Annotated in this window: 13 protein-coding genes; 6 read left to right on the top strand and 7 right to left on the bottom strand. The window is 69.4% G+C overall.

Annotation, left to right across the window (positions count from 1 at the left end; genetic code table 11):
- The first annotated feature begins 39 nt into the window (after nt 1-39).
- Together NZH93_RS18220 and NZH93_RS18215 are read left to right on the top strand one after the other, a co-directional pair.
- Entirely contained in the window at nt 40-1,275 is a 1,236-nt protein-coding gene (locus tag NZH93_RS18220) for an MFS transporter (protein ID WP_259624312.1), read from the top strand.
- A 237-nt stretch (nt 1,276-1,512) separates the two neighbouring features.
- On the top strand, nt 1,513-3,024 hold the full coding sequence (locus NZH93_RS18215; RefSeq protein WP_259624311.1) for a GGDEF domain-containing protein: 1,512 nt from the start codon (nt 1,513-1,515) through the stop codon (nt 3,022-3,024).
- Nucleotides 3,025-3,033: 9 nt separating this feature from the next.
- On the opposite strand, the gene NZH93_RS18210 is transcribed toward NZH93_RS18215, so the two are convergent.
- Both NZH93_RS18210 and NZH93_RS18205 read right to left on the bottom strand, forming a co-directional pair.
- A complete protein-coding gene (locus NZH93_RS18210; RefSeq protein WP_259624310.1) occupies nt 3,034-3,897 on the bottom strand; it encodes a metal ABC transporter permease in 864 nt (287 codons plus the stop codon).
- A complete protein-coding gene (locus tag NZH93_RS18205; RefSeq protein WP_259624309.1) occupies nt 3,897-4,763 on the bottom strand; it encodes a metal ABC transporter ATP-binding protein in 867 nt (288 codons plus the stop codon). Before NZH93_RS18205 ends, NZH93_RS18210 begins: the two co-directional genes overlap by 1 nt.
- 101 nt (nt 4,764-4,864) lie before the next feature.
- On the opposite strand from NZH93_RS18205, the gene NZH93_RS51255 reads away from it, so the two are divergent.
- Both NZH93_RS51255 and NZH93_RS18200 read left to right on the top strand, forming a co-directional pair.
- Nucleotides 4,865-4,960 carry a helix-turn-helix domain-containing protein gene (locus NZH93_RS51255; protein WP_372506676.1) on the top strand — a complete coding sequence of 32 codons (96 nt, stop codon included), beginning with the start codon at nt 4,865-4,867 and terminating at the stop codon, nt 4,958-4,960.
- Nucleotides 4,961-4,978: 18 nt separating this feature from the next.
- The gene (locus NZH93_RS18200; RefSeq protein ID WP_259624308.1) at nt 4,979-5,869 is read left to right on the top strand and encodes an RNA-guided endonuclease InsQ/TnpB family protein; all 891 of its coding nucleotides are present in this window, start codon (nt 4,979-4,981) and stop codon (nt 5,867-5,869) included.
- A gap of 2 nt (nt 5,870-5,871) precedes the next feature.
- Here the strand turns inward: NZH93_RS18200 and NZH93_RS18195 are convergent, their stop codons facing one another.
- From NZH93_RS18195 to NZH93_RS18175, 5 genes are all read right to left on the bottom strand, one after another.
- Nucleotides 5,872-6,777, bottom strand: coding sequence for a metal ABC transporter solute-binding protein, Zn/Mn family (locus tag NZH93_RS18195; RefSeq protein WP_259624307.1), 906 nt, complete (start codon nt 6,775-6,777; stop codon nt 5,872-5,874).
- A gap of 151 nt (nt 6,778-6,928) precedes the next feature.
- Complete coding sequence (locus tag NZH93_RS18190) at nt 6,929-8,035, bottom strand: ABC transporter ATP-binding protein (protein ID WP_259624306.1); 1,107 nt, start codon at nt 8,033-8,035, stop codon at nt 6,929-6,931.
- Nucleotides 8,036-8,151: 116 nt separating this feature from the next.
- Nucleotides 8,152-9,048, bottom strand: coding sequence for a sugar ABC transporter permease (locus tag NZH93_RS18185; protein WP_259624305.1), 897 nt, complete (start codon nt 9,046-9,048; stop codon nt 8,152-8,154).
- Nucleotides 9,048-9,968 carry a carbohydrate ABC transporter permease gene (locus NZH93_RS18180; protein ID WP_259624304.1) on the bottom strand — a complete coding sequence of 307 codons (921 nt, stop codon included), beginning with the start codon at nt 9,966-9,968 and terminating at the stop codon, nt 9,048-9,050. The genes NZH93_RS18185 and NZH93_RS18180 overlap by 1 nt, the downstream gene beginning before the upstream one ends.
- A 57-nt stretch (nt 9,969-10,025) precedes the next feature.
- Nucleotides 10,026-11,270, bottom strand: coding sequence for an extracellular solute-binding protein (locus NZH93_RS18175; RefSeq protein ID WP_259624303.1), 1,245 nt, complete (start codon nt 11,268-11,270; stop codon nt 10,026-10,028).
- A 255-nt stretch (nt 11,271-11,525) separates the two neighbouring features.
- Here NZH93_RS18175 and NZH93_RS18170 point away from each other — a divergent pair, with 255 nt between their 5' ends.
- Nucleotides 11,526-12,575, top strand: coding sequence for a LacI family DNA-binding transcriptional regulator (locus NZH93_RS18170; RefSeq protein ID WP_259624302.1), 1,050 nt, complete (start codon nt 11,526-11,528; stop codon nt 12,573-12,575).
- A gap of 118 nt (nt 12,576-12,693) precedes the next feature.
- Complete coding sequence (locus tag NZH93_RS18165) at nt 12,694-13,797, top strand: LacI family DNA-binding transcriptional regulator (RefSeq protein WP_259624301.1); 1,104 nt, start codon at nt 12,694-12,696, stop codon at nt 13,795-13,797.
- The last annotated feature ends 7 nt before the right edge of the window (nt 13,798-13,804 follow it).

Genomic DNA, 13,804 nt, shown 5'->3' with positions numbered 1-13,804 from the left:
CGTGACTCGCTCTTCGGGGCCGAACGACCTGGAGGGGTTGTGACCTCCCAGGGGACGTTGCGCGCGCTCGTGAGCGACCGCGAGTTCCGCGGCCTGTGGATCGGCTCGACGGTGTCCACCGCGGGTGACCAGCTCGCCGCCGTCGCCCTGTCACTCCTGGTGTTCGAACGGACCGGGTCCCCCCTCTGGACCGCGCTCACGTGGTCGCTGACGCTCTTCCCGCCGCTGATCGCGGGCCCGCTGCTCGGCTGGCTCGCCGACCGCTTCCCCCGCCGCACCGTGATGATCATCTGCGCCTGGCTCCAGGCCGGGATCGTCGGGGTGATGGCGGTGCCGGGCACGCCGCTCTGGCTGATGATCGCCCTGCTGGTGGCCGTGCAGTTCGCGGCCTCGCCGTTCCTCGCCGCCCAGGAGGCGAGCCTGCCGTCGGTGCTGCCGGACAAGCGCTACGACGACGGGGTCGCGCTGTTCGGCACCTCGGTCGACGTGGCGCAGATGGCCGGGCTCGCCGCCGCGGGGTTCATCGTCACCGCCGCCAGCCCGAGCGTCGCGCTGGCGATCGACGCCGTCACGTTCGTCCTCGTCGCGATCCTGGTCCACACGTCGGTGAAGCACCGGCCCGCCGCCGACCCGCGACGGCACCGCAGGGTCGACACCTCGGGCGAACCGCCCCGCCAGGGCGTGTTCACGCTCCTCGTCACGGAGCCGCGGCTGCGCAGCCTCATGGGCATGCGCCTGCTCGCCGGTCTCGCCATGGTGCCGGAGGGTCTGGCCGTGCCGCTGGCCGCCAGCCTCGACGCCGTGTGGGCCGTCGGCCTCATCCTGGCGATCGAGCCCGCGGCGAACGTGCTGGGCGTGGCCGTGCTGTTCCGCTGGGTTCGGGAACCCGCCAAACGCGAGCGGCTGATCGGACCGCTCGCTATCCTGTCGTTGGCACCCCTGGTCCTGTTCGCGCTCGACCCGAACCTGACCTGGACGATCGCGCTCCTCGTCATCGCGGGCATGGCGGGCGCGTACCACACGCCCGCGCGGTCGGCCTGGATGAGGATGCTGCCCGACGCGTACCGCGGCAGGGCGTACGGCATCGGCAGGGCCGCCCTGCGGTCGAGCCAGGGCGGTGGCATGGCGCTGGCAGGCGTGGTCGCCCACGCTGTGGGCTCCATCACCGCGACCATCGCGGGCGCGGGAGGCATCGGCCTGCTTCTCGCAGCCCAGGCCGCGGTGTCCTGGCGCCGAGCGCGGGTGCGCGGCGACCAGAAGGTGGTGGTGAGCTGAAACGGACTCATCACATATCGCGATTGTCAATCATGACGGACCTTTCGTGCGCGTCCAGCGAGGATTCGGTTGCGTACGGTGAGAATTCGGCCCCGAAGTGAAGGGAGGGGGAGCTCACATGTCGCGGTTGCGCATGGCAAACCCTCCTTCGCATGGCCGTCGAGCAGCGACTGGTGCAAGTAGCGGGTACCCCAACGGCACCACGGTGTGCGGACACCGTCGTGAGGTTGGTGGAACGTGGTGAAGAACAGTTTGACTGACGACAAGCCTCCCAGGGCAACCCGTTGGGTACCAATCCGGAACTGGGAGCTGTGGAGCCTGCGCCCGGCGGCACTGGCGTTCTTCCTGGTCGCCGAGGCGGCCGTCGCCGGAGCGGCCATCTGGTTGCTCACGTCGCTGTTCGGCACGATCGGTTCCGTCTCGTCAACGGAGTGGCTCCGGTTCGGCACGATCACCCTGGCGATCACGGTCCACCTGACGATGGTCCGGCGCGCCGAGGAGTCGCGCCGCGACGAGTCGTCCGGCCCGCACATCGACCTCACGTCCGTGTGGACCTTCGCCGCGGCCATCGCGCTCCCCGGCGGGCTGGCGGTCATCGTGACGCTCTGGATGAGGATCCTCATCCAGCCCATCGCCCGCCGCAGGCCGTACCGGTTCGTCTTCAGCTCCACCAGCATCCTGGGCAGCACCATGCTCGCGTGGGCCGTGGTGCACCTCTCCGGCTTCTCGCTCGCCGCCACCGGCAACATCCCGACCGACCTCGGCCTGGTGCTGGTGCTCGCGCTGGCCGCCGCGCTGAACTGGTTCGCCCAGGTCGCCACGATCGCGGTCGCGTTGAAGATCGTCACCCCGCACACCAGGCTGGTCGAGTTCCTCGGTTCCAAGGCCGACAACATGCTCGAGGTCACCACCTTGGGCGCGGGCGCGATGCTGGGCATGCTGATCACATCGCACTGGGTCGGTCCGCTGTTGCTGGTCGCCCCGGTAATCCTGGTCAACGCCCTGCTGAACAACGCCGCAGAACGGCGGGCCCACCTGGAACGGCTGCTGAGCGAGCAGGAACAACTGCACCAGCAGCTCGCCGAGGACGCCCACACCGACTACCGGACGGGCCTGCTCAACACCAACGGCCTCGCCGAGTACGCGAACCGGCTCGCCGAACGGTCCAGGCACGACGGTCAGCCCGTGACCGTGCTGGCGATCGACCTCGACTTCTTCAAGCGGATCAACGACACCTGGGGGCACCCGGCGGGCAACGCCGTGCTCGCGGAAGTGGGCCGCATCCTGCGCGAGAAGCTCCGACCGGGCGACGTGGCCGGACGTGATGGCGGCGAGGAGTTCGTCGTCGTGCTGGCCGACACAGGGCTCGCGCAGGGGGTGTCCATCGCGGAGCGCATCCGCGAGGCCATCGCCGAGGCGACGGTGTCCACCACGGACAAACACCGCAACACCGTGACCCTGCGCGGCCGGGCGCTGCCGCCGGGCGACGAGGACGGCCCGGACGTGCGGTCGATCTCGGCGTCGATCGGCGTCGCGGTCGTGCCGGACAACGGCGACAGCCTGGCGCTCGCCCAGCACAGCGCCGACGCCGCGCTGTACGTGGCGAAGGAGAACGGCCGCAACCAGGTGCAGGTGGCGGGCCTGGACATCGGCTCCGCCGCGACCCGCCTCCCGGTGCCGCTGCCCTCGCCACGCACCGACCACCAGGTCGTGGTGGCCGACGACTCGCAGGTCAGCCGCTCGGCGTGAGGGCCTGGGTCAGGCCGCGGCAGCCACCCGGCGGCTGCCGATCCGGCGGACGCGGACGCCCCCGACGACCCGGCAGCCGACGTAGATCGCGAACGAGATCGCGGTGACGAAGGCGCTCACGGGCAGACCTGGCGCCAGCGAGAGCACGATCCCGCCCAGAACGGCCACCTCGGCGAACACGACCGACAGCAGCGTCGCCCGACCGGGGCTCGACGTGACGCGGCACGCCGCCGCGGCGGGCGTGATCATCAGGGCCAGCACCAGCAGCGCGCCGACGATCTGCACGCTCAGCGCCGTGGCGATGCCGACCAGCACGGCGAACACCGGCGTCAGGACCCGCACCGGCACGCCGCGCGCGGCGGCCACGTCGGGGTCGACGCTGGCGAACAGCAGCGGCCGGTAGAGGAACGCGAGCACGACCAGCACCAGCGCCGCCATGCCGACGAGCTGCCACACGTTGTCCGCCGCCACCCCGAACGGCTGGCCGACGAGGAGACCGAACTTGGTCGTGGCGCGGCCGTCGTAGAGGGCCAGGAACAGCACGCCGAGGCCCAGTCCGAACGCGAGCACCGCGCCGATCACCGAGTCCCGTTCGGAGTCCTTCTGGCTGAGCAGGCCGAGCAGCAGCGCGGCCAGCACCGCGCCGCCGACGGCGCCGTAGCCGACGCTGACGCCGAGCAGCAGCGCCGCCGCGCCGCCGGTGAACGCGAGTTCGCTGGTGCCGTGGACGGCGAACGACATCTTGCGCGTCACGACGAGCGGCCCCAGCACGCCCGCGAGCAGGCCGAGCACGGCCCCGGCGATCAGCGCGCGGTGCACGATGTCCAGCGACAGCAGGTCGAACGTCGTGGCGAGGTCGAAGAAGGTGTCCATCAGCTCTCCTGCACGACGTGGTGCGGCTGGTCCTCGCAGAGCTTGCCGGTGGCGCCGACGACCAGGACCTGGTCGCGCACCCGCACGACGTCGACCGTCGTGCCGTACAGCTCCGACAGCGTCTCCGACGTCATGACCTCGCTCGGCGGACCGATCCGGAAGCGACCGTCCACCAGGTACAGGACGCGGTCGACGAGCGGCAGGACCGGGTTGATCTCGTGCGTGACGAACAGGACCGCGGTGTCGGCAGCCTTGCGGCGGGTGTCGATCAGGTCGCTCACGACGCGCTGGTGCGCGAGGTCCAGCGACAGCAGCGGCTCGTCGCACAGCAGCACCCGCGGATCACCGACCAGCGCCTGCGCGACGCGCAGCCGCTGCTGCTCACCGCCGGAGAGCAGACCGATGGGCGCGTCCGCGTAGTCGGTGGCGCCGACAGCGGCCAGCACCTCGTCCACACGCGCCTTGCGGTCCTTGCGACCGCGCAGGCCGAGCCCCCACGCGTGCCCGTCCAGGCCGAGACCGACCAGGTCGCGGCCCCGCAGCGTCAGCGTCGGGTCGAGCGAGCGCTGCTGCGGGATGTACCCGATCTCGCGATTGCCCCGGCCGGGCGGCCTGCCCGCGACCTCGACGCTCCCGCCGGACAGCGGCTGGAGGCCGAGCAGCACCCGCATGAGGCTGGTCTTGCCGGAGCCGTTCGGGCCGAGGACGGCGAGGAACTCACCGGGCTGGACTTCGAGGTCCAGGCCGTTCCAGAGCACGCGCCTGCCGTAGGCGAGGGCGGCTCCGCGCAGCGAGACCGCCCCGCGCGGCTGCGCGGGACGGTCTGCCGGTGTCACGTCGGTGGTGGTCGACGGTGCGGTCGTCATGGCTGTGTTGAGCGCGTTACCCCCGCTTTCGAGTGGAGGAGGAGGCGCCCGCTCCTTTCTGTGGACGTGTACTTGCATTGGAACACGGTATGATGTAAGGCGTGGGCACCGGGGGCGTGAAGCGGGCGTTCAAGTATCGCTTCTACCCCACCACGGAGCAGGTTGATCAACTCAATCGCACCTTCGGGTGCGATTGACTGGTTTACATCTGGGCGTTGGATGAACGAACTCGCGCGTCCGCGTTCAAGTACCGCGACGGACGACTCACCCTCGCGAAGCAGACCGATCCCCTGGACATCGTGTGGTCCCGCCCCCTGCCCGGCGGATCGGAACCGTCCACGGTGACGGTGTCGCGTGACGCGGCGGGCCGTTGGCACGTGGCCATCCTGGTCGACGACCCGACCGTGCGGTTCCTCCAACCCGACGGTGAGTCGGTGGGAATCGACGCGGGCATCTCCTCCTTGGTGGCTCTGTCCACCGGCGAGAAGATCGAAAATCCGCGCCACGAACAGGCGGAACGCAAGAAGCTCGCCAAGGCGCAACAGGCCTTGGCCAGGAAGGTCAAGGGTTCCGCCAACCGCGCGAAAGCCCGTTCGAAGGTCGCCAGGGTCCACGCTCGAACAACCGATCGACGCCAGGACCACCTGCACAAGCTGAGCACTCGACTCGTCCGCGACAACCAAACGATCGTGATCGAGGACCTCAGCGTTCGCACCATGATGAAGAACCACAACCTGGCCCGCGCGATCGGTGACGCGTCCTGGTCCCAGTTCCGCACCATGCTGGAGTACAGGGCCGGCTGGTACGGCCGGACCGTGGTGGTGGTCGACCGGTGGTTCCCGTCGTCCAAGCTCTGTTCCGCCTGCGGCGTCCAGGTCGAGTCGTTGCCGTTGCGCGTCCGGGAATGGACGTGCCCGTGCGGTGCGGTCCACGACCGGGACGTGAACGCGGCCCGCAACATCCTCGCCGCCGGGCTGGCGGAGAGGCGAAACGCCTGTGGAGGGCTGGTCAGACCCGAACCGCGTCAGCGGCGACGGCACGGCTCGGTGAAGCAGGAAACCCGGACCGCGAGGTCCGGACTCCCTGCTCTTCGAAGCGGCGGATGAGGTCAATTCCGGCTGAGGGCGGAGGACAGTTCGCCCACCTGCTTCGTCATCCAGTCAAGGTATCCGGAAACCCCGGCGGGCAGCGTCTCGGTCACCCCGACGACGGGGATGCCCGCCGTGCCCGCGCCGGAAACGAGTTGCTGGGTGACGCTGTTCTCGGTCTGGGTGTTGTTGACCAGCGCGTTGACCTGCTTGCCGGTGATGAGGCCGGTGGTCTCGGTCAGTGCGGCGACCGGGACGTCGGTCTCGTTCTCGATGGCCTCGCTGAACTCGGCGGGCGTGGCGTCGGTGATGCCCGCGGCTTCGAGGAGGTAGTGCGGCACCGGTTCGGTGACGACGACCTTGGCCCCTGGGTGGTCGGTGCCGAGCTTCGTGATCGACGTGCCGAGTTCGTCCAGCTTGCCGTCGAACGCCTTGGCGTTGGCGGTGAAGGTGTCCTTCTGGTCGGGCGCGGCGGCGGAGAGTTCCTCGGCGACCTTGTCGGCGACCTTCTTGACGGTCGGGAGGTCGTACCAGACGTGCTCGTTGACGCCGTCGGCCTTGCCGGACAGGGCGAACGCGTCGACCTGCTTGGCGCCGTCCGCGCCGGAGTCGCCGATCAGCTTGGTGAAGAAGTCGTCGTAGCCGCCGCCGTTGAACACGACCAGCTTCGCCTTGCCGAGCGCGGCGACGTCGGCGGGCTTGCTCTCGTAGGAGTGCGGGTCGGCCGACGGGTCGTCGATGATCGAGTGGATCGTCACGGCGTCGCCGCCGACGGCCTGCACGACGCTGCCCCAGACGTTGGTGGAGGCCACGACGGCGACCTTGCCGTCGGTTGCCGCGGGTGTCTCGGCGCCGCCGCCGCAGGCGGTGAGGGCGAGCAGGGCGACGGCGACTGCCGCGCCCGCGCGAAGGTGACGCAGCGTCATCAGTGAACTCCTCGGCGGGGTGAAGCTTTGGGGATGGAAACCGTTGTCGAGTTCATCTTAGAACGGAACGCGACCATCTTGTCCACCGACCCACATGCGACGAAGGCCACCCGTCCTCGAACGGGTGGCCTTCGTCGGTGCAACGGGAGGGTCAGTCGGTGAGGCGGTCGCCGCTCTCCGGGTGGAACAGGTGGATCTCGCTGGCGTCACGCACAGCGACCTTGACCTCCTGGCCGAGCGTGGGCGGCGTGCGGCCGTCGACGCGGACCACGAAGCGCTCGGACGAGTCGCCGATGCGGACGGCGCCGTGCACGAGCGCGTCGGCGCCGAGCTCCTCGACCAGTTCCACGGTCATCGCCAGGCCGTCCTCCGTGGACGACGACGGGATGATGCCCAGCGCCTCCGGGCGGATGCCGAAGGTGACCTCGGACAGGTTCGCGCCGGACGCCACGTCCAGCGCGGTGCGCGGCAGCGGCACCACGATGCCGTCGAGCTTCGCGCCCTCGGCGGTCAGCGGGACGGTCTTGAGGTTCATCGCGGGCGAGCCGATGAACCCGGCCACGAACGCGTTGGCGGGCTTGTCGTACAGCGCGCGCGGGGTGTCGCACTGCTGGAGCAGGCCGTCCTTCAGCACCGCGACGCGGTGACCCATGGTCATGGCCTCGACCTGGTCGTGCGTCACGTAGATCGTGGTCGTGCCGAGGCGCTGCTGGAGGGCGGCGATGTTCGCGCGGGTCTCCACGCGCAGCTTCGCGTCCAGGTTGGACAGCGGCTCGTCCATCAGGAACACGGCGGGCTCGCGGACGATCGCGCGACCCATCGCGACGCGCTGGCGCTGGCCGCCGGAGAGGGCCTTCGGCTTGCGGTCGAGGTACTTGGTGAGGTCGAGCAGCTTGGCCGCCTCGCCCACCTTCTCCTTGATCTCGGCCTTGTTGACGCCGCGGAGCTTGAGCGCGAAGCCCATGTTCTCGGCGACCGTCATGTGCGGGTAGAGGGCGTAGGACTGGAACACCATCGCGATGTCGCGGCCCTTCGGCGGGACGTTGGTGACGTCCTTGCCGCCGATCTCGATGGCGCCCTCGTCGATGTCCTCCAGGCCGGCGAGCATCCTCAGCGCGGTGGACTTGCCGGACCCGGAGGGGCCCACCAGGACCAGGAACTCGCCGTCGGCGACGTCCAGGGACAACTCGTCCACCGCGCGGACCGGCGGGTTGCCGGAGAAGATCCGCGAAGCTTTGACGTACGCGACCTCAGCCATGTGACGCACCTTTCCTACGCAAGCGTTGGCGTCGAAGGTATTGATTGCAAGCGCTTACGGGAATGGGGGGATTGGTCTAGTTCCAGGGTCTCGATCCGGGGGGGTCGAACCGCCGGTCAGCCCTTCACCGCTCCCGAGGCCACTCCCGCCACCAGGAACTTCTGCACCAGGTAGAACACCGCGACGGCCGGGATCGCCACGAGGATCGAGGCCGCCGCCAGGTGGCCCCACTCGGTGCGGTTCTGCTGCACGAAGACCTGGAGGCCGACCGCCAGGGTCTTGGACTCGTCCGCCGCCGAGAGGAAGGCCGAGGCGAAGGCCACCTCCCCCCAGGCGGTGATGAAGGCGTAGAACGCCGTGACCGCCAGGCCCGGTTTCGCCAGCGGGAGGATCAGGCGCCAGAAGACGCCGAACGGGGACAGGCCGTCCACCCTGCCCGCCTCGTCGATGTCCGCGGGGACGGTGTCGAAGTAGCCCTTGAGCATGTAGGTGCAGAACGGGACTGCGGTGGTGCAGTAGACGAGCACCAGGCCGAACTGCTGGCCTTGCAGGCCGAGGGTCAGCAGGATGTTGTAGAGCGGGACGATGAGGACCGCGAACGGGAACATCTGGACCACCAGGAAGGACATCATCAGCGAGCGCTTACCGGGAAAGCGGAAGCGGCTCGCGGCGTAGCCCGTCGTGGCGGAGAGGAACACCGCGACCACGGTGGTCATCAGCGCGATGGTCACCGAGTTGGCGAACCAGGTGAGGAAGCTGCCCTTGTCGCCGGACAGGATCCTGGTGTAGTTGTCCAAAGAGGACTCGTTGACCAGCTTCGGGGTCGTCTCGACCGCTCGGGCGTCCGGTTTGAAGGACGTGACGAGGACCCAGAAGACCGGGAAGACGGCGATCAGCGACGCCACCGCCAAGGTCGCGTGCAGGGCCGCGCTGGCGCCCTTGGACCTCGCCTTGCGCTTGGGGGCCACGCGGTCCGGGCGGACCACCTGGAGTGAACCGGCGTCCAGCGTCATCACCACACCTCGCCTTGCTTGCGCAGCGCGCGCCGGTAGACGGCCGCGAACACGAGCAGCACCGAGAGGATCAGCACGCCGTAGGTGGAGGCGATGGCGTAGTCGCGCGACGCGCCCGAGAAGAAGCGTTCGAACGCGTAGGTGACCAGGATCCTGGTGTTGGGGTTCGGGCCGGTGATCAGGTAGATGATCGCGAACATGTTGAACGTCCAGATGATGCCCAGCAGCACCACCGTGCTGGAGACCGAGCGCAGGCCCGGCAGGGTGATGTGGCGGAAGCGCTGCCACGGCGTGGCGCCGTCCACCTCGGCCGCCTCGTAGAGGTCGCCGGGGATGGCCTGGAGGCCGCCGAGAAGCGCGACCATCATGAACGGGACGCCCAGCCAGACGTTGACGATGACGACCGCGACCAGGGCCCAGTCGTTCTGGCCCAGCCAGACCGGCGGGTTGTCCACGCCGATGGCGCGCAGGGCCTGGTTGATGATGCCGTACTGCGCGTTGAACATGTACTTCCAGGTGAACGCGCTGATGAACGCGGGCACCGCCCACGGCAGGATCAGCAGCACCCGGTAAACGGCGCGGCCCTTGACCTCGCGGTTGAGCAGCAGGGCCAGGCCGAGGCCGATCGTGTAGTGGAAGAAGACGCAGGAGAACGTCCAGACGAGCGTGCGGACCAGCGTCGACCAGAAGCTGCCGAAGCTGGGGTCGCCCGAGAGGACGTTGAGGTAGTTGCGCAGGCCCACCCCGACGAACGTCGCGGCCCGGTCGAGGACCGGGTTGGCGATGTTGCCCTCGTTGATGTTGGTGAAGGTGAAGAACACGCCCTGCGCGAGCGGGTACAGCACCAGCACGGCGATGACGACCACGACCGGCAGCACCATCGCGTAGGCGTACCAGTGGCGTTCCAGGAACCTGCGCACCGAAAACCCCTTCCCTGACCGGGGGGCGCCGCGGGCCCGGGGCCCGCGGCGGGCCCATCAGCCGATCGAGTACTCGGTGACGACCTGGTCCTTGTACGCCTTGGCGACCTCGTCGAGCGCGGTCTTGGCGTCCTTCTTGCCCGCGAGGAAGTCCGCGTAAGCGATCTTCAGCGGGTCGAAGAGCTGGCCGCCCTCGGGGATCCACGGGCGGGCGTGGGCGGCCTTGGCAACGGGCTCGAAGGCGGCCACGACGGGCTGGGCCTTCACGTCGGCGTTCTCGTACGCGGTCTTGCGGGTCGGCAGGAGCCCCAGCTCCTTGGCGACCCGCACCTGGGCGTCCGTGCCGCTCATGCACTGGATGAACTTGATCGACGACGCCTTCGCCTTGGTGCCCTGGCGGATGACGTAGTCGTGGCCGCCGACGGGAGCGCTGCCCTTGCCCGCGCTGTCGCCGGGGACCGGGGCGATGCCGAGGTTCGCGGCGTCGGTGAACGCCGTGCCCTTGAGGTAGTCGGCCACCGACCACGGGCCGTTGACGACCATGGCGACCTCACCGGAGGAGAAGCCCGCCTGCATGTTGTTGTAGGAGTTGCTCGGGTCCAGCGCGGTGGACGCGGCCTTCGCGTCGAGCAGGCCCTTCGCGGTCTCCAGCGCCTTCACGTTCGCCGCCGAGTTGACCACGATCTTCTTCGCGTCGGCGTCCACGAGGTCGCCGCCCGCGCCGTAGATGAACGGCAGCGCGTAGTACGCGTCGTTGTTGAGGAAGAACGACTTCTCACCGCCGAGCTTGGCGGCGGCGTCCTTCAGCTCAGCCCACGTCTTCGGCGGCTGCACGCCAGCCGCGGCGAGCAGCTTCTTGTTGTAGAACAGGGCGAGCGAGTCGGTGACCTGGGGGACGCCGTAGGACTTGCCCTCAAACTTGGTGGACCCCAGCGGGGTTTCCAGGAAGTCGCCGGTGTCCTTGGCGAGGTCCGTGTCCGTGAGGTCGACGACCAGCGAGTTCTTCGCGAGCTGCGGCACCCACGCGACCTCGGCGCGGAACACGTCCGGGCCCTGACCGCCCTGGGCGGCGGTCTTGTAGTTGTTGAGCGCCGCGTCGAAGGCGACCGTCTCGGTCTTGACCTTGTACCCGCCCTTGGTCGCGCACTCCTCCGCGATCTTGGTGAACACCGGGCTCTCGTTGGGACCGCTGGTGTCCCAGAACGTGACCTCGCCGGTGTCAGAACCCGCGTCCGTCGAGCCGCCACCGCCGCAGGCGGTGAGGACCAGAGCGCCGGTGAGACAGGCGGCCGTGGCTGTCACGAGGGTTGTCCGTCGCATCGTTGCTGTCGTTCCCTCCTGCTTGCCTCACCGACGAGTCGACGACGAGGATGTTGCAAGGATTTGCATCAAGGTTGACGCGGATTTCATACCCGCGAACCCCCGCTGGTCAAGGGTTTCCCCGTAGTTGTGCCTTAACGGACGACGCCATGTGTGTTAATCCGCGACCGTTCGGGTGTTTCGGTTGCAAGAACTTGCTACCGCGAGCAGTCTTGGCGCCGGAAGAAGGAGGCACGCGTGTCGGGTCTGTCGGAGATCGCCAGGGCGGCGGGGGTGAGCATCTCGACGGTCAGCCGGGTGCTGAACCGCCGGGCGGGCGTCAACGAGGAGACCAGGCAACGGGTGCTCGCCGTGCTCACCGAGATGCCGTACACCCCGCGCGGGCTCGGCGCGCTCCAGCGGACCGGCGTGATCGGCCTGCTCGTGCCCGAACTGTCGAACCCGGTGTTCCCGGCGTTCGCCGAGGCCCTGGAGACGCGCGCGGCCCGGCTCGGCTACTCGTCGCTGCTGTGCAACACCCGCGGCACCGGCACGGCCGCGATGGGCGAGGAGGAGTACGTCCGGATGCTGCTGGCCAGGGGCGTCGAGGGCATGGTGTTCGTGTCGCCGGAGATCACGAACGTCGAGGTGCCGCTCGGCCGGGCGCCGCAACCGAGCTACTACGCCAAACTGCTGGCCGACGGCGTGCACATGGTGTTCCTCAACGGGGCCACGCCGTCGCTGGACGTGCCGGACGTGACCGTGGACGAGCAACTGGCCGGGTACGCGGCGACCAAGCACCTGATCGAGCTGGGGCACCGGCGGATCGGCTTCGTGTCGGGCCCGTCGCGGTCGCTGCCGTCACGGCTGAAGCGCGCGGGCTGGGCCGCCGCGCTGGAGGAGCACTCGCTGCCCGCGGAGTCGGAGTTCGTCGCGCACGGCCCGTTCGCGCCGCACGGCGGCGCGTCGGCCGTGGCCGCCCTGCTGGACACCGTCCGGCCGACCGCGGTGATCTGCTCGTCGGACCACATGGCGCTCGGCGTGCTGCGGGAGGCCCGTCTACGTGGGCTTTCGGTGCCGGACGACCTGTCGATCGTCGGGTTCGACGACATCCCGCTGGCGTCGTACTGCTCCCCGGCGCTGACAACGCTGGCGCAGCCGATCGAGGAGATGGCGGGCGCCGCCGTCGACGAACTGGTGAACAGGCTCGATCCGGACAGGCGGAGGCGCGGATCGGGCAATTACACGCGGGTCTTCCGCCCTAAGCTGGTGGTGAGGGAGTCGACGGCCCCTCCTCGGCGCCACTAAATTGGTCTGGACCAAATTCTCTCCACGCAAGACGGTCCCACCTGCGCATACGCAGTAACCTGGTGACGCGCGTCCCGACTTGCTTCTGTAATTGGTTCTGAACCGTTACGGTCACTCCATGGCGCGGTCGATGCATGTGCGACGTCCTGCGACGCTGGCCTCCTTGGCCGCTGAGCTGGGCGTTTCCCGGACAACGGTGTCCAACGCGTACAACCGGCCCGACCAGCTCTCGCCAGAGCTGCGTCGACGGGTGTTGGAGACAGCTAGGCGACTCGGATATCCGGGCCCGGACCCCGTGGCCCGGTCACTGCGAACCCGGAAAGCGGGCGCGGTCGGGCTCCTGCTCACCGAGAACCTCTCGTACGCGTTCCGCGACCCGGCGGCTCTCGGCTTCCTGGAGGGCCTCGCGCTGGCGTGCGAGGACGCGGGGACCGGTCTGATGCTGATCCCGGCGAGCCCGGAGCGCGAGGACGTGGCGGCGGTGCACCGCGCGGGCGTGGACGGCTTCGTCGTCTACTCCGTGCCGGACGACGACCCGCACCTCGCGGCGGTCCTCGAACGGCCGGTGCCGACGGTCGTCTGCGACCAGCCGGACATCGGCAACGTCGACCGGGTCGGCATCGACGACCGGTCGGCCATGTACGAGCTCGCGCAGCACCTGATCGCGATGGGCCACCGCCGCGTCGGCGTCGTCTGCATGCGCCTGGCGCGCGACCGCAACGACGGCTACGTGTCCGTCGACCGCCAGCACGCCGCCCACTTCCACGTCCAGCGCGCCCGCCTCGCGGGTCTCGCGATGGCGTTCAGCGAAGCGGGCGTCGACTGGTCGAAGGTGCCCGTCGTCGAGCGGTTCGACCACAACACCGCGTCCGGCGAGGCCGCCGCCGCCCAGGTCCTCGACCGCGACCCGAGCATCACCGCGCTGATCTGCACCTCCGACATACTGGCTCTCGGCGCGATGAACGAGGCCAAGCGCCGCGGTCTGCGCGTACCGGAGGACCTGACGATCACCGGGTTCGACGGCATCCAGGAGGCCGAGCGCGCGGGCCTCACCACGGTCCGGCAGCCGGTGCTGGAGAAGGGCCGCGCCGCGGGCAAGCTCCTGCTCGACGTCGGCGAGCGCACCCGCCCCCGCTCGGTGAACCTCAGCACGGAACTCATCACCGGTACGACCGCGGCGGCTCCCCGGACGATCGCCGAGGAGCGCTGGTTCGGGCCGTGATCAGTCA

It is taken from the genome of Umezawaea endophytica (assembly GCF_025061645.1).
Classification (GTDB): Bacteria; Actinomycetota; Actinomycetes; order Mycobacteriales; family Pseudonocardiaceae; genus Umezawaea; species Umezawaea endophytica.
Note: the sequence above shows the minus strand (reverse complement) of the source record. Positions and strands in the feature narration are given on the sequence as shown.

Excerpts from the sequence above, each read along its gene's own strand:
- NZH93_RS18210 (WP_259624310.1), bottom strand. The coding sequence starts at position 3,897 with ATGGACACCTTCTTCGACCTCGCCACGACGTTCGACCTGCTGTCGCTG.
- NZH93_RS18205 (WP_259624309.1), bottom strand. The coding sequence starts at position 4,763 with ATGACGACCGCACCGTCGACCACCACCGACGTGACACCGGCAGACCGT.
- NZH93_RS18195 (WP_259624307.1), bottom strand. The coding sequence starts at position 6,777 with ATGACGCTGCGTCACCTTCGCGCGGGCGCGGCAGTCGCCGTCGCCCTG.
- NZH93_RS18190 (WP_259624306.1), bottom strand. The coding sequence starts at position 8,035 with ATGGCTGAGGTCGCGTACGTCAAAGCTTCGCGGATCTTCTCCGGCAAC.
- NZH93_RS18185 (WP_259624305.1), bottom strand. The coding sequence starts at position 9,048 with ATGACGCTGGACGCCGGTTCACTCCAGGTGGTCCGCCCGGACCGCGTG.
- NZH93_RS18165 (WP_259624301.1), top strand. The coding sequence starts at position 12,694 with ATGGCGCGGTCGATGCATGTGCGACGTCCTGCGACGCTGGCCTCCTTG.